The sequence below is a fragment of the Paenibacillus sp. DCT19 genome (assembly GCF_003268635.1).
GTDB lineage: Bacteria > Bacillota > Bacilli > Paenibacillales > Paenibacillaceae > Paenibacillus.
The window spans coordinates 3,540,447-3,560,871 of record NZ_CP029639.1; the positions used below are offsets into that span (position 1 = coordinate 3,540,447).

Annotated in this window: 19 protein-coding genes; 13 read left to right on the top strand and 6 right to left on the bottom strand. The window is 42.3% G+C overall.

The window, feature by feature from the left end; genetic code table 11:
- Positions 1–55: 55 nt before the first annotated feature.
- The 7 genes from DMB88_RS16180 (at position 56) to DMB88_RS16210 (ending at position 11,184) form a co-directional block, all read left to right on the top strand.
- The gene (locus DMB88_RS16180; protein ID WP_128102190.1) at positions 56–3,607 is read left to right on the top strand and encodes a DUF4132 domain-containing protein; all 3,552 of its coding nucleotides are present in this window, start codon (positions 56–58) and stop codon (positions 3,605–3,607) included.
- A 4-nt stretch (positions 3,608–3,611) separates the two neighbouring features.
- A complete protein-coding gene (locus tag DMB88_RS16185) occupies positions 3,612–5,402 on the top strand; it encodes a hypothetical protein (protein ID WP_128102191.1) in 1,791 nt (596 codons plus the stop codon).
- Entirely contained in the window at positions 5,389–5,670 is a 282-nt protein-coding gene (locus DMB88_RS16190) for a hypothetical protein (RefSeq protein WP_128102192.1), read from the top strand. Before DMB88_RS16185 ends, DMB88_RS16190 begins: the two co-directional genes overlap by 14 nt.
- A gap of 244 nt (positions 5,671–5,914) precedes the next feature.
- Complete coding sequence (locus DMB88_RS16195) at positions 5,915–6,430, top strand: sigma-70 family RNA polymerase sigma factor (RefSeq protein WP_128102193.1); 516 nt, start codon at positions 5,915–5,917, stop codon at positions 6,428–6,430.
- Between the two features lie 38 nt (positions 6,431–6,468).
- Positions 6,469–7,836, top strand: coding sequence for a DUF4179 domain-containing protein (locus tag DMB88_RS16200; protein WP_128102194.1), 1,368 nt, complete (start codon positions 6,469–6,471; stop codon positions 7,834–7,836).
- A gap of 228 nt (positions 7,837–8,064) precedes the next feature.
- Positions 8,065–10,569, top strand: coding sequence for a WG repeat-containing protein (locus DMB88_RS16205; RefSeq protein ID WP_128102195.1), 2,505 nt, complete (start codon positions 8,065–8,067; stop codon positions 10,567–10,569).
- A gap of 78 nt (positions 10,570–10,647) precedes the next feature.
- Positions 10,648–11,184: a hypothetical protein gene (locus tag DMB88_RS16210; protein WP_128102196.1), complete on the top strand. Its 537-nt coding sequence runs from the start codon at positions 10,648–10,650 to the stop codon at positions 11,182–11,184.
- A 229-nt stretch (positions 11,185–11,413) separates the two neighbouring features.
- Here DMB88_RS16210 and DMB88_RS16215 read toward each other — a convergent pair whose 3' ends face one another.
- Positions 11,414–11,749, bottom strand: a complete 336-nt coding sequence (locus DMB88_RS16215) for a ferritin-like domain-containing protein (RefSeq protein WP_254438202.1) — start codon at positions 11,747–11,749, stop codon at positions 11,414–11,416.
- A gap of 131 nt (positions 11,750–11,880) precedes the next feature.
- Complete coding sequence (locus tag DMB88_RS16220) at positions 11,881–12,327, bottom strand: CBO0543 family protein (protein ID WP_128102197.1); 447 nt, start codon at positions 12,325–12,327, stop codon at positions 11,881–11,883.
- 435 nt (positions 12,328–12,762) lie between these two features.
- On the opposite strand from DMB88_RS16220, the gene DMB88_RS16230 reads away from it, so the two are divergent.
- The 5 genes from DMB88_RS16230 to DMB88_RS16250 all read left to right on the top strand — a co-directional run bounded on the left by DMB88_RS16230 (position 12,763) and on the right by DMB88_RS16250 (position 16,326).
- A complete protein-coding gene (locus tag DMB88_RS16230) occupies positions 12,763–13,920 on the top strand; it encodes a DKNYY domain-containing protein (RefSeq protein ID WP_128102198.1) in 1,158 nt (385 codons plus the stop codon).
- A 53-nt stretch (positions 13,921–13,973) separates the two neighbouring features.
- The gene (locus DMB88_RS16235; protein WP_128102199.1) at positions 13,974–14,186 is read left to right on the top strand and encodes a hypothetical protein; all 213 of its coding nucleotides are present in this window, start codon (positions 13,974–13,976) and stop codon (positions 14,184–14,186) included.
- Positions 14,187–14,337: 151 nt separating this feature from the next.
- The gene (gene map / locus DMB88_RS16240) at positions 14,338–15,078 is read left to right on the top strand and encodes a type I methionyl aminopeptidase (protein WP_128102200.1); all 741 of its coding nucleotides are present in this window, start codon (positions 14,338–14,340) and stop codon (positions 15,076–15,078) included.
- Positions 15,079–15,243: 165 nt separating this feature from the next.
- Complete coding sequence (locus DMB88_RS16245; protein ID WP_128102201.1) at positions 15,244–15,864, top strand: NAD(P)-dependent oxidoreductase; 621 nt, start codon at positions 15,244–15,246, stop codon at positions 15,862–15,864.
- Between the two features lie 21 nt (positions 15,865–15,885).
- A complete protein-coding gene (locus tag DMB88_RS16250; protein ID WP_251382085.1) occupies positions 15,886–16,326 on the top strand; it encodes an Imm26 family immunity protein in 441 nt (146 codons plus the stop codon).
- Positions 16,327–17,215: 889 nt separating this feature from the next.
- On the opposite strand, the gene DMB88_RS31285 is transcribed toward DMB88_RS16250, so the two are convergent.
- The 4 genes from DMB88_RS31285 to DMB88_RS16265 all read right to left on the bottom strand — a co-directional run bounded on the left by DMB88_RS31285 (position 17,216) and on the right by DMB88_RS16265 (position 18,827).
- On the bottom strand, positions 17,216–17,332 hold the full coding sequence (locus DMB88_RS31285) for a hypothetical protein (protein ID WP_254438651.1): 117 nt from the start codon (positions 17,330–17,332) through the stop codon (positions 17,216–17,218).
- A 65-nt stretch (positions 17,333–17,397) separates the two neighbouring features.
- Entirely contained in the window at positions 17,398–17,772 is a 375-nt protein-coding gene (locus DMB88_RS31290) for a hypothetical protein (RefSeq protein WP_254438203.1), read from the bottom strand.
- A 57-nt stretch (positions 17,773–17,829) separates the two neighbouring features.
- The gene (locus DMB88_RS32065) at positions 17,830–18,498 is read right to left on the bottom strand and encodes a helix-turn-helix transcriptional regulator (RefSeq protein WP_128102202.1); all 669 of its coding nucleotides are present in this window, start codon (positions 18,496–18,498) and stop codon (positions 17,830–17,832) included.
- A 35-nt stretch (positions 18,499–18,533) separates the two neighbouring features.
- Positions 18,534–18,827 (bottom strand): cupin domain-containing protein, encoded by a 294-nt coding sequence (locus tag DMB88_RS16265; protein WP_128102203.1) that lies wholly within the window; start codon positions 18,825–18,827, stop codon positions 18,534–18,536.
- A gap of 123 nt (positions 18,828–18,950) precedes the next feature.
- Between DMB88_RS16265 and DMB88_RS16270 the strand changes: the two genes are divergently transcribed.
- Entirely contained in the window at positions 18,951–20,420 is a 1,470-nt protein-coding gene (locus tag DMB88_RS16270; protein WP_254438204.1) for a glycoside hydrolase family 1 protein, read from the top strand.
- Positions 20,421–20,425 lie beyond the last annotated feature (5 nt).

The following is a 20,425-nucleotide window of genomic DNA, read 5'->3' on the forward strand; positions in this document are numbered from 1 at the left end:
CATAGAACCACATCACGTTTGTTGTTGGTAAACTCAACCTTAAGGAGGAATAAATATGATTACAGTTGATCGCGGAGTTGAAGGTTTAGTCGAAAAGTTTGCAGTGATGTGCTCTCAAGACTATTCACTCAAAACAGACCGTAGTGATGAAATTATTGAATATGTTATGGGTCGTACAGACAAGTTTCCTGAGATGATGGGGAAATCAAGCCATTATGTTTATTATACGATTGATATGTTAACCAAGCTTGGTAAAAAGGATGACGGAGATGTGTTTTTCCGTGCAGGAGCTATAGTGATGCATTTGGAATCGAGCTATGCTAAACGTAATTCGTGGCGAACGAGTGCGTTTGAAATTTGTATTAGTGCGGCATTCTCACCGTATGGATTAGCTGGAAGAAGTCAGACTCCTGATCGTATGGATCAGTTAGTGCAACGATTGAACAAAATCAAGCAATTCGCTGGTGAAGAGGAAATCCTTGAAGAATTGAATGGCAGATTGAAGCGTGCACAGTGGCTCTTAAATAACAAAGAGAATCAGGGTAACTATCAGGATATCCTGCAAGCACTCATGTTATTACAACTGTACTCCAAGCTAAGTGACACTGCATCTCATGCTGCCCAGGTGCAACAATATAAGCAATCTCTGCCACCACTATTGCAATATGTGATGGAAGATGATTCGAAGAAGCTGCGGGATGAACTACATACATTAATTGAGCCTGCAATCGTGCGTCATATGCAAGGAAAGCATCACAGCTCTGCCAAAATACTGAAGGATGAGCCTATACAGCAAAAGCGCAGTCAGCTTATAGCTAAGTATTATCCGAATACTGAACTCTCTTCCAAAGAACAAGGCTCACATAGTGAGTTTCATCAAATGATGATACTGCTCAGCAGCGCTGTGCTGTATCTGATTAACATACATGGAGGCAAACAGCGATTCCTTGAGGCTGAGACAGAGACGGGAGCTGTTTTGCTAGATACCATCCAACGGTTACATGAAATATATCCTCTCGAAATTCGTCAGTTTTTGCTCGGCTTGGACTCCAGACCGAAGAATGCAAATGCGCTGCTTGAAGGACTGGTCTCCTTAAAGGAGCCTTACCAGTTGATTGAATTGTTACGTGATGAACTCAATGCATACATGATATCTTGGAATACGCTACATGCGGCTATTGTGAGTCAGCCTGAGCAAGCAGCACGAGCGTATGAGATCATCAAGACTCCTTTCCTCAAAGCGGTCATTCAAAAAATAATGGAAGATAACGGATTGGCATTAGCTAATCCTGAAGCGACGATGGAGGAGGCTGTGTTCAACGCTCTTCGTCAGCCTTTGGATGGAGGAAGACAGGGGCTTGCGATTGCCCGGTATTTAAATGGTGAAACGTCACTAGAAGAATATTGGGAAGATCCAAACAGTCGCGGACTGTTTAATCATCTGAATCGGGATCGAAAACGAATTAACAATCTGATCAGCATTAGCTTTCTGCCACTTGATTCGGAAGCGATGCGCCGGTTCGCCATCTTGACGACTCATCCGGATTGGACGCTGGATATTATCTCGGATATGTATAGTTCTTATGCTTTCAGTGGTGAGAAGCTGCTGCAACGTTATGGACAAGACCCTCAGGTGAAGCGTGAACAATTGCTTACTAGCCTGTTCTCGCTTAATGGGATGACGGATTACAGCTACAAATCGATGCCACATGATGAATATCGCCGTATCATTCAGCAGAATTTGGATTATGCGCTCTCACAATATAAAAAGCTACCTACAGATACGCGCATTTTGATACTTGAAATTGCTTTTGAACAACGTGACGAGCTTTCGAAGGAACAGCTGGCTGAGGCAATTCGTGCCGGACTACAGGATTCTTCCAAAAAAGCAACGAGTACTGCGTTAGCTGAATTCAACCGTATACCGGATCAAGAATTATATACGTTGATATATCGCTCAGAGAAAAAAGCAGCAATCAAAGAGATGGCTCTATCTGCAATCCGATCACTGGAAAACAGCAAGGCATTGTACGAGGAACTGTTCAAGAGCGAGAAATCGGCGGACTGGAAAAACCTTATTCAAATCCTGAAAGAAACTGCAGATCAGAGTCCAGAGTTTGCACACGCTGCGCTTGCTGAACAAGCAGATACCAAAAAGCTATCCAGACTCGGATGGTTATCTCTGAAAGATTTACCTGCACTAATCCGTTTAGAGGACAATCAGCCGCTAGATGACCGCATCAAACAGTATGCCTTGATACAATCGGTTGAACATACATCTGCTCCGAATGAACGACTTAATGAACTTCGCGAATATATTAGCGAGGAATCGTTGGCACGTTTTGTGAATGAGTTACTTCATGTGTGGATTCAAGATAGCGCTCCTGCGAAGGAGAAATGGGTGATGTACCTTGCAGCACTCTTTGGTGATATTCAGATTGTGAATATATTGGCTTCCCAGATCAAGGATTGGACTGAAAATAGTCGGGGTGCAATTGCGGCAGATGCTGTAAAAGTACTTGCTTACCTGAAAGAGCCTTCTGCTCTGATGGCAATTGACAAAATTAAACGTAGTGTGAAGAATCGTCAGGTTAAAGGTGCCGCAGAGGAAGCGTTACAGCTTGCAGCCGACAACCTGGGACTCACTTCGGAGCAACTGGAAGATCGATTGGTTACAACTCTCGGATTCGATGAGAATGGTACGTTACAGCTCAGTTACGGGGAGCGGTCATTCCTCATCAAGGTGAGCAGTGATCTGCAGGTCGTCGTGCTGAATGAAGAAACAGGCAAATCCGTGAAAAGTCTGCCTGCTCCAGGGCAAAAAGATGATGCTGAGCTTGCTGCTAAATCAAAGGCACGCTTTACACAGTTGAAGAAGGAACTTAAATCCATGGTTAATATTCAGGCACAACGACTTGAAGAGTCATTGTCCAAGCAACGTCTATGGTCTGCAGCGGACTGGAAAGACCTATTCGTTCGCAATGTCATCATGCGTAAATTCGCTGTTGGTCTGATCTGGGGAACGTATAAAGATGGAGAGCTTGTAGACACGTTCCGTTATATGGAAGACGGCACATTTAATACGGTGGACGAGGACGAATACGAGCTTGCTTCGACTACACGTGTTGGACTCGTGCACCCACTTGAACTTGAGGCAACTACGTTAGAAGCATGGAAGACACAACTAGAGGATTATGAGATCAAACAACCGTTTGAGCAGCTGGAACGTGAAGTACATGTCGTTGAGGATGATGACAAAAATAAAGTTGAATATGAGCACTTGCCAGAAGCCGAATTCTCGCCAACTGCTCTGCCAAAAGCATTGGAGAAGTACGGATGGATCAAAGGTCCAGCACAGGATGGTGGCTGGTATCATGAATTTTACAAGGAATATGGAGACCTCGTTGCAGAACTACAGTTCAGTGGCACTAGCATCACGTATTATGATGGGTTGGAAGAGATTACACTTGAAGGGCTACACTTCTTCAAGCCGGAGAATAACAGATCCTATTATTATGGCAATAACAAAGCCATTCCGCTCGGACAGATATCTGGACGCATATTTAGTGAGACCATCTATGATATTTTGAGAGCAACGGGGCGTTGATCAGGTGAGTTCATTTGAACAGAAGTTTCGGATATTCTCCAATCGATGTACCGAAGATTATTTGATTCGATATGCGAATAAAGGGTTGTATAAGCGATCTTTAAAAGAGTTGGATAACGGTGTAACGGTAGACTATACATGGAACGAAACATCCGTCAGTTGTGAGCTAAGTGAAGGGTCAACGTGTACGCTGGAAAATACGCTGGATCATTGGCAATGTTCATGTCCATCCGATCAGATCTGCAAGCATGTGTTAATTTCAATTCTCTATTATCAGCGGGAGCATGTGACAACAGACATAGAGAATTCGAGTGTACAAAGTGAAACAGAAGGCGTAACCGGCGTAACTCAGGCAGGAGTAACTCAGGAAAGTGAACTTGTTGAAATTAGTGCAGATCAAGCTTCATCGTCTATAGCAACAGTGTCTAGATTCAGCTGGATGCTTGAAGCTGATCTTACGAAACTGATTAAATCGCTGAGTTCTTCCGTCATTGAAGAAGTGCTGTTCCGTTTAAGGTATCCTGAAGCCATTAAAGTGTTGGAAGAATCGCTTCTTACGGTATACCTTGTGAGACAGAACATTGAAGTGTCATTTACGGAGGAGCCCAGTCTCGCCAAAGCTCTGTGCAAAGTGAAGCAAACAGCTGGAAATATAGCCAAGCTAGAAGCATTGCTTCGATACAGGATGCAACAAGGGATAGATGACACTGAATCTCTAAATACCAAAGCATTTGACCTAAAGTTCTCCCTACAGACGGTTAAAGAATGTCGTATTATCCTGGCTGATATGCTCAAAACAGGACTCGCACGGCTTCCTGAGTCCTATATAGCAGAGTTAGAGACGCTAGCGATCACAGCCCATAGCGGTAATTTGCCAGATATTGAGCGTAGCTTACGCGGCATTCAGGGAGAGCTACAGTTGTTTTTTAACCGACATGTGCGCTTCTCTATGCCCACATTGCTGAACCGAGTAAGTAAGCTGTACCTTGCACTTCACGTCCTTGAACAGGAAAAGGCGTCAGCCATTCAACAAAGCCAGCTTATTGGTCGATTCCGCAGTAAATATTATACAGTGCCGGAGCTGCATTTGTATGGAATCGGAGCAGATGCATGGGAGACACGTTCAGGCTACCGAGGCATCACATATTACTTCTGTGGGCTGGACGACCAGCAGATCTATACGTATAGCGATGTCAGAGCCACTTATTATGAAGATCAAGAGTTCTCTTATACAGAACATTATGGATCTTACATTCCATGGCTACCTCAAGTGACATTTCGTCAGTTTGCGGGCGAAGAAGTGCAATTTAACGCTGTCAAAGTCAATGAAGAACGCAGGCTATCTTCTGGAGAGGGAGCTAAGCTTACGATTCTCCCTCGGTCAGAAGTAGAGAATGTGAATTTAGAGTGGCTGGTTCAGGAAGCTTCATCAATTCTAGGTTATGATTCACAGGAAGTTAGCTTGTTCTCTGCTCCTAAAGAGCAACTTGCTATGGTTAAGGTCTCGCGCATTTTGGAACATCACTTTGAACCGAGTACACAGGATCTTATGCTTACGATGTTGACAGAAGCAAGCGAAGAACTCGTTCTGACATTACCTTATGCCTCGGATTGGGAAACGACGATTAAACGGCTGGAATCAGGCTATGGCGCGGCAGCTCTGGAGCATTTCTATGCCTTTGTTCGAGTAGAGCAACAGCAGATCGTCCCCATCAGTTTTCTGAAAGGAAACACCGTATTCAGTCTTAAGCTGGATCTGGGTTATGGAAGGATGAAGAGACTTGGAAGACTATAATTACCTCATGCAGAGATTCGAGAGTTGGTTGGAAGAGTTGTTATTGCGAGGTTTATCCCAGTTTAGTACCCGAGATCTAGATGTGCTGCAACCGCTGGCGGAGGAATCATTGCAGTTGCAGATGACGTTTTTACACGAGCTGGTTGAACATGTAATTCGGGAAGGGCGCCGGGTGGCTCTCGGAGAAGGCGATGAAGATGTATTGTTTTATCAGTTTTGCCGTCTGACCCAATATGTACAGCTTAGTATTAAGCAAGACAGCGTATAGAATAATAGTGGAGCTTACCTGAGCGGATATAGAGTATGATGCATCTGAGCATGTAGCTATAATCTATCAATGAATTTTATACGTTATAGAAACATATTAGAAGATTTGCAGTTGGCTCTTACCACTGCAAATCTTTTTTTATCATTTGTGTAAGTAAAAGACAATTTCCAATCGAATATAGTAAGGTCAGTACATATGGAAGTATGCTATCTCAACAGGACGGGAAGGGAGGGAGTCTGTCGTCGTGAACGAAGAACAGATTAGACATGCCATAGCAAGCGGTGATGCTGAAGCGATGGAATGGGTGATGAACCATTACGCTGGTTTGTTATGGAAAATCGTACATTCTATTCTCTATCAGGCATCGACTGAAGATATTGAAGAATGCGTAGCTGATACATTTTTTACATTTTGGCAAAATCCAGATGCATTTCAATCCGGCCGAAGTAGTCTCAAGAATTATCTGGCAACGATCGCCAAACATAAAGCGATTGACCGCTATCGAAAACTAAGTCGCAGATCAGAGCTTACATATGAAGAAGAGATTCATGCGCAGCATTCGGAAGACTTGCTCATCCAGGTGATTAGTAAGGAGAACGATGTGGAGCTTAAACAAATGATAGAGTCTTTTCCAGAGCTAGAACGTGAGATCATGAAGCGTCGATTTTACGATGGGCAACGCCCCATGAAATATCGAAGGCATTATCTCTGCACGTCAGGCAAGTTCACAATAAGCTGTATCGCTCCAGACAGCGCTTGAAAACATGGTGGATTAATAGGAAGTAGGGAGGCGACACGATGAAAGCATCCAACCAACCGTTCACGGAACAAAATCTTGCTAACATTAAGCGACTGTTCTATGAAAAAGTAGCGATGAATGAATCCGGAACGGATAAACCATCCGCTGTATCTCATGATTTCCCCATAACTCTAACACAGACCAGAACTCGGAAAAAAAGGGTTCGTAAAGCGATATTAATCCCTGTTACTGCTGCACTTTCCTTATGCCTGGTGACGGGGGCTGCTGCTTCTGTGGGAATGATAGATTTATCTTCAGTTCTACATTTTCTGGGCGAAGATCGTTTAAGTATTCTGAAGCCTGTGCATCAGGTCAGTGAGGATCAGGGGATTCGGATGGAAGTTATTGGTGCAGCTAGGGACGGGAACACCACGGAGATCTATGTTGCGCTCACTGACCTAACAGGGCATCGCATTGACAATACATTGGATATTTATGATTTCAGAGTATCTGGAGGAAGGGCAAATAACGCACAGGTTGTGCATTACGATGAATCGAAGCAAACAGCCATCGTTCGTTTTCTCATTCAAGGAAAAGTCAGCGCACAACGAATTACGGTTCGCATTAATACGATGATGTCAGGCGCAGCACGTAATGATGATTATCGTGTGCCTGTGGACTGGGACAAATTACTGCAAGAAAAGAACACCGCAAGCTACGATATTCTGGATAGAGAAACTGATTCTATCAACGGAGTCGGCGGTGAAGCCGGTAATGAGTTGTGGGAGATCGGCAAGATTCCTGTACTCCATCAAGATGTAACCCAGATCCATGTAGAGGGAATGGATTGGATGCACATTTCGAATATTGGCTTTATTGATGATCAGTTACACATTCAGACTAATCCAGACAAGGAGATCGGGGAGTACAATCATGGTCACTTCTACTTTACGAATGAGCAAGGAAAAAAGCTTGATATACCCGAATACTCCATTAGCTACGGGCATTATATGAAGGATGGCGTGGGATATGGAGGAGACTATATTGAGTACGTGTATGATCTATCTGCTCTGTCCAAAGCTGGTCAATTGCATCAGTTAAAGCTTAAGGGGAGCTTCACCAACATCACAGAAGTCTTGAAGGGAAACTGGACAACCACGTTTGACCTCAAAAAGGATGCTGTACGCAAAGTGGGAGCTATCCAGCTTTCTGATCCAGACGGTTCACAAGTTCCGATCTCTATTCAACTTTCTACCATCGGAGTTACTCTTACAGGAGAGAAACTAGAGAAGATTCCACTGAATGATCTGCGTATGGAGATTTATCTAAAAGACGGTTCGCGACTTAATGCCGTCTCCGGTTTTATTAGTCTGGATCAGGATCTCCTCAAGTGGATATCCCATCAACAATCCCGGTGCATGATGTGACTCATCTGCTTATCAATGGACAGAAGGTACCTCTGCAAGATGAATGATGAATCTAAATGAAGAAGAAGAATAAACAGAGAAGAATGTGTAGTCGTATCATAAGTTGATCAAGCTTGTTCCTCATCGTCTATGTAAACGTGGAAGTAAGTTATGGAAGTGAATTTCATGTCATATCCCTGTAGATGACGCATACCATTAGGCGAATGCGGTCATAAGGGAGGAACCAAAATGTCTATAAGCGAGCCGCTACTTGTTCAGATTGTCCATCAACATATCCCGGCTGGTGCAACAGTCGTCACAATTGATAAACCGGTGAAACATCCCGCCATTTATGCTGCTGACCTGACGGGAGATGGTATCCCAGAAATTGCTACAGTCTATCAGTTGAATGGTGAACTATACCTACTCGTTCTGAAGTTTTATAACGGTCAATGGATCAAGATGTCGCTTACCAAAGGACTGGGATATCGGGTTACGTTACTCACGGCTGCGCCAGTTACATCTACCTCTAGAAATAATCTTATTGTAGGGTGGCAGCTAGGTGCAATCTGGTCGAAGCTGGCTGTATACGATTGGACGGATTCTGGCTTAAAGGATCTATCACCAGAAGATGTCGTATTTAGCCATGCAGAGATTATTGATATGCCAGGACAGCATGGACGAGATGGCAAAGTAGAAATTGCACTATGGATTCATGATACAGGCGAAGCTTACCGGGTAGATATCATCCGCTGGCAAAATGGGAAGTGGGTATCTGCACCGGACGTCTATCCCTACTATTTCCCCAAAGTGGTGCAATATTATGAGAAGCTGACGCAGCATTATCCAGACTATATTTTCTACTGGAGTTATCTCGCAGACGCACAATATAAGGCAGGCATGTTCCCAGCTGCACTGGCTTCTGTCCAGAAAGCATTAAGCTTCACTGACCCCTATCCATCCAAAGAGGCATTACTTGCTCTTGAGAAAAGCATTAAGCAAGCCATGGAAAGTGGCAGTCATGCGCGCGAGGTCACGTGGTTATATCCCGTTTCCGTTAGAACCGTACATGGGACTCGGTGGGGGTACATGGATGAACAAGGTCATATTCGATTGGAGCCTGTACTAGACGATGCGCGTGATTTTCAACCGAACGGTCTGGCCGTTGTCGTGCAAAATGGGAAAGCTGGCGTCATTAATTTGAATGGACAATTTGTCGTTCAGCCACTTTACGATAGTATTAATTCGTATGTGGAAGGTCGAGCGATCGTTATCGATGCCCAAGGTTTCAAAATGATTGATGAACAAGGACATGTCTTGACCCGACGAGCCTATCCATTTATTGCGGATCTATCTGATGGTCGTGCTTTATTTTACGATACGGACAGCAGCACAGGCGGTGGAACCAGCAAATATGGTTATCTAGATCAATCAGGTCAAGAGGCCATTAAGGCACAGTTCCAGTCAGCCTATGATTTTCAGCAAGGGAAGGCCGTCGTGCAGATTAAGGAGAATGAGTATGCGTTAATTGACCTCAACGGTAACAGACTCGCAACGTATCCTTACCCGTATGTCGGCCCACTAGGCGACGGAATGCTTGCATTCCAGAAGGAGACAGCAGGCAAATATGGATATATCGATGAACGTGGCAATATTATCATTCAGCCCCAGTTCAGCACAGCACTTCCGTTTCATAACGGGCTTGCCATTGTTAACACCTCAGCGGACTACAAATCAACTTATGGTGTAATTACTCGGCAAGGGCAATTCGTCATTCAGCCAACCTATAACGATATTCGAGAGCTGGGAGAGCAGCGATTTGCGCTTGGTCAAGCGATTGATCCCGAACAGCCTTACATTGGTTCCTTGTATGCAATCGCGGATGAATCTGGGAAGTTACTCTCGCCATTCACGTATCGGGATGTGGGACAGTTTAAACAGGGATTACTTTCCGCGTCAGATGGCAAACGCACCTATTTGCTAGATCGCAGTGGTCAGCCCGCTCCAGGATATCCTCAGGTGGAAGGCTCGGGTACGCTTGAGGTTGTAGCTCCGAATTTGATCAAAGCATTTGTCGACCAACGTTTATCCTATGTGAATCGAAGCGGACAGGTGATATGGAAACAAAATACGATCGTGCCGCTCCATCCACCGTACCGTGTGCGTGAGGAAAAGTATAAGCCTAACCCGGATTATTTAGTTTATTATCCGCAAGTTGAAGGGATGGCAGATCAAGCCGCACAGCTTGGGGTGAATGCCAAACTAAAATCCTTATCACAGGTTAAGCCTATTCCTGCGGATCAGAAGTTAGATTATTCCTATACGGGCGACTTTGACATTACCTTCTACAAGCAGCAGTTACTTCAATTACAGCTCACAGGGTACAACTATCCGTTTGGTGCGGCACATGGCATGCCTACGATGATATACGCCATTATTAATCTAACGAATGGACGTATGTATGAGCTCAAAGACTTATTTAAAACAAACAGTGACTACGTCAAGGTTCTAAGTCGAATTGTAGCTGATCAGATCAAGAATGATCCACAATATTCGTATGTGTTTCCTGATACGTATGAGGGCATTAGCCCAGATCAGCCGTTCTTTGTGACAGCAGATGCACTGCATCTGTATTTTGCACCTTATGAGATTGCACCTTATGCCGCTGGATTCCCAACCTTCAACATTCCGTTTACCCAGATCAAAGATATCATCAATACCGAAGGCGAGTTCTGGAAGGCTTTCCATATGTAAATCCGTCCCATTCGCACAGGCAAGTCGTCCACCCAACGCGTAAACTGAAGTAAGTTCAGTGGAGCGAGGTGAAAATGCATGGCTAAACCAAATACAATACGCGTAAAGGCAGAGCGATATAAAGATCGTCCTGTATGTGTGACTCTCCATAATGGTGAAACGTATATTGGCTACATTAGGGATGTGAAACATGGAGGCGTGGTGATTGCCGGGGGAGGCAAGATATCGCACACTGGGGCAACCGACGGGAAATCCCATTCCGCCAAGCGTAGCAAAGTTAATCGCAGTAATGGTAAGGGTGTTCGTTCTAACAACCGCCGTAAACGGGTAAACAGCACAGGCAAGGCTTCCAACTATACGCGCACTACTTCAAACGCGCAGGTCTCATCCTTCATGCCAATGATGGGTTCACTAATGGGTGGGTTAGGAGGAGCGACTTCGGCTGGGAGTATGCTAGGCGGAGGTATGCGTCTGTTCGGTATGATTCAACGCTTCGTGCCAGTCGTGAAAATGGGCTACGGCATGATCAAATCCATCCAGCCATTTATGGGTGCGGTGCAGGGTCTAATGGCTCCTCAGTCTAACCCATCCGAAGCTGAGGCGGAGGAGGAATAATATCACATTCAAGCCCCGAGGAAGGAATAACGTAGCCTAAGGGGCTTCTCTTCTTTTTCATATCTTTGATTACATCATGCTGGAAATCCTTATCTCGGTAAGTTGTATGTTATTAAATTGTTGTATTTATCGGCATGTTTTTGTTCATCGAGTATAATTCCCCATACTGTATCCTTGTAAATTCCATAAGGCAGACCAAACCATATTTTTCGATATCTCTCAACAGCGCTTAATTCCCTTGAAAAGCAGTCTGCAGACCACTCAGATAAGAATCAACCGGTTCAGCCGTGGCCTGACTCTCCTGACCAATGTCCTGACCCGTTAAATCTTTATACATTTCTCTAAACATCTGATTATGTGCACGTTCATCATTTCGAATGCTCGTAATAATCATAGCCTGGTTCGCATTGGGAGCAAGCTTGATGAGAGCATCATAAAATAACTCATCACTTTTTTCCCCTTGAACTGCCATCTTCATTAATGCAAGAGCTTCATTCGCAGATGTTGCCCAGATGGGTGTAAAGCCTTGCCTGTAATAATAGTGCGCCGGATATGCCGTATACATAAGAAACCTCCCCAAAAACTTAATATGGGTTACGATATGCACGAATGCCTATGAGGGTTAATCATGAAGGGATTGATTATTTGTTTGGCTAAGTCCCAGTCTGTACAGGACAAGAGTTTTATCTGTAACCTTTACTTCAAAAAGAGATGTGCAAACACTTTGCTATAGGCATATGCGAGTACAAACGGCAGAAAATAAGAGCAGAACGTCCAAAAGATATTCCACCCATTAAAATAAACAACGTGCCCCATGATCTTGGCGATCCATTCAATTAATGTTAGGGTAGCTGCTGCCACAAGGATCGACGGCCAAGGCTTTTTCTTATGTACAAGAATATAGTACATCATTAGACAACCGGCCATCGGATAGATGCCTAAGTCCATCGGAAGAGCTGCATAGGATTGGTTCCTCGTGTTGGGAAGGATGTTCCAGAAAAAATTAAAGCCTACGCTGTTAATGCATGCTGAAGTGGCTATCCCGAGCGGATAATAAACGAAAATTATTTTAAATTGTCGCCTTAATATCCACCCACCTATAATAACAGGGATAACAAATCCCACAATAATATTAACTAGCATGCAAATCCCCCTTATTAATGACGATTTTCAATGATCTCAATGATCATCTCAAATGCAAATGTTAATGACTTAATTTCGCTTATTCTCTTGAAGTAGGCGGTCGACCTTATCCGTTAGGAGTTTTAATTTTTTGTCATAGTGCTTGTATGTAACAAAACCAATGATTGCTTTGACAACAAAAAAGAGTATTGCGGCAACGACGATTAAAACGTAATTATGTGCAACATGTCTGAGCCATTCGTTAATCGTATTGATGTGGTTCACCTCCCTTTACAACATGTTTAATTTGGTTAAGATGCCCAAAACAAATCCAAGTCATTCATTTTACGATAAATGGTTTTACTTTTTTTGCTTCTCTAGCTATACCGTTTGCCGAACAATTACAACCAGGTATAAAATGAGAATAATAACCAGTTTTTCTATGGGAGGTTGAAGATGACGAGCAACTTGTTTGTAACCGAAGCGAACCGTGTTTTGTTGAAGCAAGAAGAGGGGGAGCCTACACCGATTAAGGGCGGGATCACGAGTGAAGGCTTCTCCATCATTCATAGTTTCTATCGAGGATGGATCCCATTTGGCTATCTACGTGATGTTCAGGGTGTGTGGTGGTTTGACGGCCGCAAGACGAAAGCAACTTTGGTAACTAGAGATGTGGAACAATTCCAGGTACTGGGCGATGATTACGGGTTAGACGCCAAGCATGTTTATCTGGAGGACAAGCTAATCCCCGAATCGAATGCGGCAAGCTTCGAATTACTGCCAGGCTCGCCTTATTTTGCGAAAGACAAGCATCGACTGTATGTAAAGAGCGGAGATCGGTTTCATACGTGGGATGATATTGATGTCGATACCGCCGTGGCTCACATGGATTACTGTACTGATAAGGATCATGTGCTGCATTTATATCATTCGTTATCCTACGCTAATGGCAGTAGAGGTGAATTGCTCGCTTGGCTACAGGAAATTTATCCGCATGTACATGGGTGGTGGCAACCCGACTATAACGAATCAGAACATGGAGCAGAACAGATACAAGGCAATTGGTACAGGACAGATCAAGCAGTCTTTTATTGTGAGGAGATTGGTGGTTCTGGTCGGAGTCGGAATGAAACTCGGCAAATATATAATCTGGTACGCGGTGCAGATTCGGCATCGTTCGAAGTGTTAGATGATCAGTATGGTCATGATGCGGCAGGAGTCTACTGTACTTGGAGAAAAGTTAGCGATGCTGACCCACAAACATTCGAAGCGCTAGGCGGTTTGTTTGGGAGAGATGCTCAGAACATTTTCTATAATGGATATGCTGTCGTTGGAGCCGATCGTGACACATTTCAATGTTTGTTACCATCGGGGTCATTGGGGCTTTCGAAAGATAAAAATCATGTGTACCACGCACAGTTCGTTCGAACAAGTAGACCGTTTGGTCATCCGGATTATATTCTCGAACCAATGCCTGGCGCTGACGCGAAGAGCTTCACGATCTTGTCAGACAATGGAAGCTGGACAGTCGATCAAGATCACGTATATCAGTGGGGAAGCTTGGCTAAGAAGCTTGACCGTGCTAGCTTTACTTTTTTGTTTAATCAAGGGTAGAGAGCTGGGCTTACGACAAGCATGGGCTATACAATGCTAATGGTCGGCGTACAGTGAAGGGAATCCATGGTGAGACTTTCCAAGCGTTCAATCGTTATTGGGGGAAAGACGAGCACAACGTATTTTGCTTCATCACTGGTAGCGTACAGCGGGCAGCGGATGCAGCGACGTTCATCGTGACGGACGAGATCGGGGGAGCGGAGGACGCTAATTTTATTTATGTCATCAAAGACGATGGAACAATTAAAAAATCAAAGAAAAAATAGCGAGGAATAACACATAACCATTGATAAAAAAGTTGCGAAGCAGTGCCCCTTTAGATATGATGGTGTAATGCGGTGTTTGGGTGACATTACCTGAGTTAAGCCAATAACATATAATGATGAATCGATGATAAAAGATAGTGAGGTCTGAATAATGATTGCAAAAACAGAAGAAGATTTTAATGGATTGAAGGCAATTGGTAAGATCGTAGCGATGATTCGTGATGAATTAGTACAAAAAACCGTTCCTGGCATTACAACAAAAGAGCTTGATGATCTTGCGGGTGAGCTATTTGAAAAAGAAGGCGCCATTTCCGCTCCGAAAAGTGAGTATGATTTCCCTGGATTTACGTGTATCAGCGTTAATGAAGAAGTAGCTCATGGTATTCCCGGAGAACGTGTAATTCAAGAAGGAGATCTCGTGAACATTGATGTATCTGGATCGAAAAATGGTTATTTTGCAGATACAGGGATTTCTTTTGTCGTAGGTGAAGGGGATGATGTACGTACTAAGGTCTGTGAAGTGGCTAAACTGGCATTCGAAGCTGGTCTGAAAAAAGCAAAACCGGGTTCCAAAAAAAGCGGGATCGGTAAAGCTGTATTCCAAACGGCAAGGCAGAATGACCTAACGGTTATCAAAAACCTCACAGGACACGGAATTGGACGTACAATACATGAAGCTCCTGACCACATTTATAACTATAACGATACTTCGGATGATGAGTTGTTAAAAGAAGGTATGGTTATCGCATTTGAACCGTTTGTCTCTACCTTGGAAGAAGAAGTATTCCAGAAGCAAGATGGCTGGACATTTGCAACAGAGAAAAGTCATGTCGCTCAAATGGAGCATACCATTATCCTTACAAAACAAGGTCCAATTATCATTACACTTTAATATCGTCAATTGCATATCTATGTTCGATGATGTACAGGGTCGATTCCGTCCAGGAATCGGCTTTATTTTATAGTAATGATTATTTATAAGTTGCCCAATAGAATCGATATTAGTTATTTTGCATTAGCATCTAGTCAAATAGTCAGAATTCAGGAGGTTTTTCTTATGCACATTGTAATTCTTGGGGCAACTGGGCGAGTAGGAAGGCATATCGTTGATCTAGCGCTTATGGATGGACACCATGTCACTGCATTGGTTCGGAGCCCAGATAAGTTGAAGCTTGAAGATCGTAATCTAACTATGGTTCCTGGTAATGCACTAAATCAAGAGGATCTTGCACATGTCATCAAGGGGACAGACGTCGTGATTAGTGCATTGAACACAGATGGAACAACCACGCTGTCTGAGAGTATGCCACTCCTCATTGAAGCTATGTATATTGAAGGCATTCAACGTATCATAACGATCGGAACCGCTGGTATTCTGCAAAGTAGGATCTCTCCGGATCTTCTACGATATCAATCTAGTGAATCTAAACGGAAATCAACTCGTGCAGCAGAGGAACATCATCGTGTATATACATTGCTTCAACAATCTAAACTGGACTGGACGATCGTCTGTCCTACATATTTACCAGATGGAGAACGTATCGGTACGTATCGGGTTGAGCGGGATGTTTTGCCTGAAGGCGGCGTTGAAATATCTGTTATGGATACAACAGAATTCGCTTACAAGCAGATCACGGATCATTCGTATATCAAGTCTCGTGTGGGAATTTCTTATTAACGCTATAGAAAGGGGGATCGAATGATGAAAAGTATAAAACGTAGGAGAATAAAACTTGGAGAGGTGTATGCCATTGATTTGCCTAACGGCAAAGTTGCTTTTGGCAGAAGGTTCAAGGATACATGTATAGCTATTTATAGTTACATTGGGAGTTCCTATGAAGATACACCCCAGGAAGAGGATTATCAATTTGTAATAGGTGTGTATGATGATGTGTTAAAGTCAGGTCAATGGCCTGTCGTTGATCACCGTCCGTTTGCAAACGAAGAAGAAGCCTGGCCACCTCCGATGTGCGTCATCGACCAGTTGTCAGGTGAATATTCGTTGTACCATAAGGGTGAAATGCGACATTCGAGTCAGCAGGAATGCAAAGGCTTAGAAATCGCTGCTGTGTGGGAAGCGTATCACATTGTGGATAGAATAACAGGCAATGATAAGTGGCATAAAAATCCTTTAAGTTAAGATAGTTACGTAGAAGGGAGGTTGCAAATTACTATATAAGAAAGTTGAATAAGTACGTATAACATAAGGTGAAATATAAGAAAGTATATGTATGGAATACCATTAGCATATTTAACCATACAAAATGAGAAGAATCACGAGGGTTATATATGCCGATAGACACATTTATCCATATATTACGACCGAAATTTCAGATTTAATGGATGCCGATGCCGATCGATATTGTAAAAAAACTGATTGTGGATTGAAGAAGTAATAATATCAAGGAATTACAATAAAATGCATGAAAGTATTAACCGGTCTAAAAACTAATTAGTAAACCTATAGCAAGTTAAGTTTAAGTGATTTGGATAAATTGAGAAGAACTTATGAAATGACAACGAATTATGCATCAATGAAAGAAAATATCAGAAGTCGATCAATCAGTAATTGAAGAACGAAGAAACAAAAACACACTCCAAGCGTGCTTCATTGTTTAATACTGTTTCACAAAACTCGTATTTTGTACATATGTCAAAATCAATAAAAGTGGCCACTGTAGCATTAAATTTCAATGATTGATTCTAAACGGATTTTTAATTTAATTGCCCTCCCTTACCGAGATCAAGCGTATCATTACCTCTACTTACTATTAAGTATCGGCATCTGTACTTTCCCTATCATATCTATATTGTTTCAAGAAATCGTATAAAGTGTTCTAGTACCTGCATTTTGATATTGTCCTCAACTTGTGACAAAAACTTGGTTCCTTAAAACAAAAAAGCCGCAATAGTAGCGACTTTGAATGGAACAATATTCTTGTCCCGCGACAGATATTTAGTATTTCTTAGTCTTGAGTGAATCTTCCCTTCTGTATCATGCTACTTTTTCAAAATTTATTTAACATCTCTTATAAAAAGAACTCTGGAATCCCTTGGACGTAGAAAGAACGTCTTATCCTCTTTATCTTTAAGCCACGTTTCGTTATTCGTGTGCTTGTCGCTGTAAACTTCCCTGAACTAAAAATGCCAGGGTCAAGACCTGCAAACGCTAGAGTTGCTTTGAATCGCTAAACTGCCTGACATCGCCCATTTAAGCTACAATGACTGCCGCCTGCTTTATTCCAATCCCAGGAATACTTTTTACGAGTTCCACGTCAGGCAGACTCACGGCTACATCTTCCATTTGCTTTTCGAATTCCTCTAATTGACGTACCATCGTCAGCAGTAAGCTGACCATTCCGAGTCGCGCCTGGTTCTTTGGATTGCAACGAATTGACATGTAATACGTGTAGCCACTTCGATCCAGGTACGAAAACCAATGCACGGTGATAGTGTCTGTCGCTTTCAGAATCACTACTAAAGCCAACCATGTTTCGACCTGAAGCATGTCCATCATACCCGAAGTGTTCAAGCTTAAAACGATTCGAGAGGCTTTTGATGCCACGGCAATCAAAAATCGGAACATCTCACGAATCTTTTTCAGAGGAACTGTCGCACTTGCTTGACAATCCGTCCTTTGTAGTTATGTTATACGTGCATATATTTTTCTGTATTCGGACGGTGTTTTATTATAAACCTCTTTAAATTTATTATAAAAATAGGTAGGATTCTTAAGTCCAATTTGCTCAATAATCTCGCTAATTGGCAGCGATGTGTTAACTAGTAAGAATTCAGCTCGTTTCAATTGCTGTTGAAGTTTCAATGTAGAAAAGCTACTTCCTGTCATGGACTTAAGCAATTTAAAGATATAACTTGTTGAAAAATGGGTATGCTTAGTCAGATCTTCTAAAGAACAGTTTGAGAAGTTTCCTTCGATATAGTTTAAAATTTTCATCATGTTCTTTTGATTATCATCAATTAGATAATTACTCTCTGTATACTGATGAAGAGTATTAATTAATTCTAAAAACAGAATAGATAAATAGTGCTCCACGAGACTTGTATGACAGGTAGAAGGCCAATAATACTCAAATAATAACAAGTTTACGATAGAAAGAAACTTGGGATTATCTTGAGTTTGAAAAACTAGATAATTATCGTGTGATCTATTGTCGATGATTGCATTTAAAAAGAAATCCCCCAGGATCCCTTTATCAGCTATCTGAGACAAGAAATTTGAACTAAAGAATGATTTACGGAAAATGACATTAAATACAATATCATTCTCACCTTTAAACTTGGCGCTGTGCATGACGTCTGTGTCGATTATGCATAAATCTCCTGCAGTCAGTTTGAGTTCATTCCCTGAATATTAAAGGTGCATTCTCCAGAATAAACAATACTGAGTTCCATATCCTTGTGATAATGCAGAGGAATCTCAGTAAATCTTGACTCTCTTACAATACCTACCGAATTTTCTTTTAAAGTATTAACAAAATCAAAACAGTAGCATAGCTGATCGTTATAACACTCTTTTTTTAACTTATCATAGAAGGGGCTGAACCGCCCGGGATTTTCTAGATGCCATCTTTCACCAGATGAAACCCTGTAAATTTCTTTATAAAGTTCTTGGAGATCCATTCTTTTCTCCTCCCGTTTTATATTGAATATGATAATAAATTGTATCATAATTGCCGTTATTTTAAAGCGCTTTATTTTGTATGATAGCCATGTAAACAAATGAAATGAAAGGGAGAGATACACGTGGAGCGTACTGGATATAACAAAGATTTCCTTTGGGGAGGAGCCATTGCTTGTTCTCAGGCAGATGGAGGATTTAATGAAGGAGGAAAAGGAGTTTCCACACAAGATACGCGGTATTTAAACCCAAAATGGACAGCTAAGGAGATTGCAGATAAGCATCACAATCGCCCGTTCACTCTTGAAGAATTTAACGCAGCACTGCAAGATGACTCAACCGAGTTCTATCCTTTACGACGTGGAATTAACTTTTACAATAACTACAAAGAAGATCTGAAACTTATGGGAGAAATGGGTCTGAAAATTTTCAGAACCTCCATTAGCTGGTCACGAATCTTCCCAAATGGCGATGATGCAGTTCCCAATGAAGAAGGAATTCAATTTTATATTGACCTGTTTTCAGAATGCAAGAAGAACAACATGAAAGTTTTTGCAACCATGATTCATTACGATATTCCAGTAAACCTCGTTCTTAAATATGGTGGTTGGAAGAACCGTGAACTCATTACATTCTTCGAAAAATATGTAACCGTTCTGTATGAAAGACTTGGTGAGCTTGTTGACTTCTGGTTACCATTTAATGAAATCAACGCAGCTAAATTCTCTCCATGGGATGGAGTTTGCTTGATCCCAGGCAACGAAGAGCATCTGGATCAGGCCATCTTCCAAAGTTTGCACCATCAGTTTTTATGTAGTGCTAAAGCTGTACAATTGGGTCGGAAGATGGTACCAGGAAAAAAAATTGGTGCTATGATTGCCAGATTTACCACTTACCCTGCAACATGTAAGCCTGAGGATAACATGCAAGCTATTTTGGATGACCAATACTCCAACTGGTTCTACCTGGATGTTATGGCAAGAGGAGAATATCCTAAATACATTGATCGCTATTTCAAACAAATCAATGTTAACATTATGATGGAAGACGGGGATCTTGAACTCTTAAAAGACGGAACTGTTGGTTTTGTATCCTTCTCTTACTATTTCTCACAAGTATCCACTAATGTTGAAGGATGGGAGCAAACAGCCGGAAACTTAGTTATCGGTAAGAAGAATCCTTACCTGGAAGCTAGCGAATGGGGATGGCAAATTGATTCAATTGGCCTCCGATTTACATTAAATCAGGTATACGATAGATACCAATTGCCAGTTATTATTGCTGAAAATGGTCTCGGTGCTTACGATACCCTTACTGAAAATGGAGAAGTCCATGACTCATATAGAATCGAATATATGAGAAAACATGTTACAGAAATGAAAGAAGCCATCATTGATGGAGTTGAGCTTCTAGCATTTACTGCATGGGGAATTATTGATATCGTCTCCTGTGGTCCTCTTACTATGGACAAACGTTATGGTACGATTTATGTTGACCTCGATAATGGTGGAAATGGTTCCGGGAAACGATACAAGAAGGATTCCTTCTACTGGTATCAAAAATGCATTGCAAGCAATGGTGAAGATCTGGAATAATCCCT

Bases quoted from the DNA above. Each gene is read 5' to 3' on its own strand.
- DMB88_RS16180 (WP_128102190.1), top strand. From the start codon at position 56: ATGATTACAGTTGATCGCGGAGTTGAAGGTTTAGTCGAAAAGTTTGCA.
- DMB88_RS16200 (WP_128102194.1), top strand. From the start codon at position 6,469: ATGAAAGCATCCAACCAACCGTTCACGGAACAAAATCTTGCTAACATT.
- DMB88_RS16205 (WP_128102195.1), top strand. From the start codon at position 8,065: ATGTCTATAAGCGAGCCGCTACTTGTTCAGATTGTCCATCAACATATC.
- DMB88_RS16210 (WP_128102196.1), top strand. From the start codon at position 10,648: ATGGCTAAACCAAATACAATACGCGTAAAGGCAGAGCGATATAAAGAT.
- DMB88_RS16215 (WP_254438202.1), bottom strand. From the start codon at position 11,749: ATGTATACGGCATATCCGGCGCACTATTATTACAGGCAAGGCTTTACA.
- DMB88_RS16220 (WP_128102197.1), bottom strand. From the start codon at position 12,327: ATGCTAGTTAATATTATTGTGGGATTTGTTATCCCTGTTATTATAGGT.
- DMB88_RS16230 (WP_128102198.1), top strand. From the start codon at position 12,763: ATGACGAGCAACTTGTTTGTAACCGAAGCGAACCGTGTTTTGTTGAAG.
- map (WP_128102200.1), top strand. From the start codon at position 14,338: ATGATTGCAAAAACAGAAGAAGATTTTAATGGATTGAAGGCAATTGGT.
- DMB88_RS16245 (WP_128102201.1), top strand. From the start codon at position 15,244: ATGCACATTGTAATTCTTGGGGCAACTGGGCGAGTAGGAAGGCATATC.
- DMB88_RS16250 (WP_251382085.1), top strand. From the start codon at position 15,886: ATGATGAAAAGTATAAAACGTAGGAGAATAAAACTTGGAGAGGTGTAT.
- DMB88_RS31290 (WP_254438203.1), bottom strand. From the start codon at position 17,772: ATGTTCCGATTTTTGATTGCCGTGGCATCAAAAGCCTCTCGAATCGTT.
- DMB88_RS32065 (WP_128102202.1), bottom strand. From the start codon at position 18,498: ATGCACAGCGCCAAGTTTAAAGGTGAGAATGATATTGTATTTAATGTC.
- DMB88_RS16265 (WP_128102203.1), bottom strand. From the start codon at position 18,827: ATGGATCTCCAAGAACTTTATAAAGAAATTTACAGGGTTTCATCTGGT.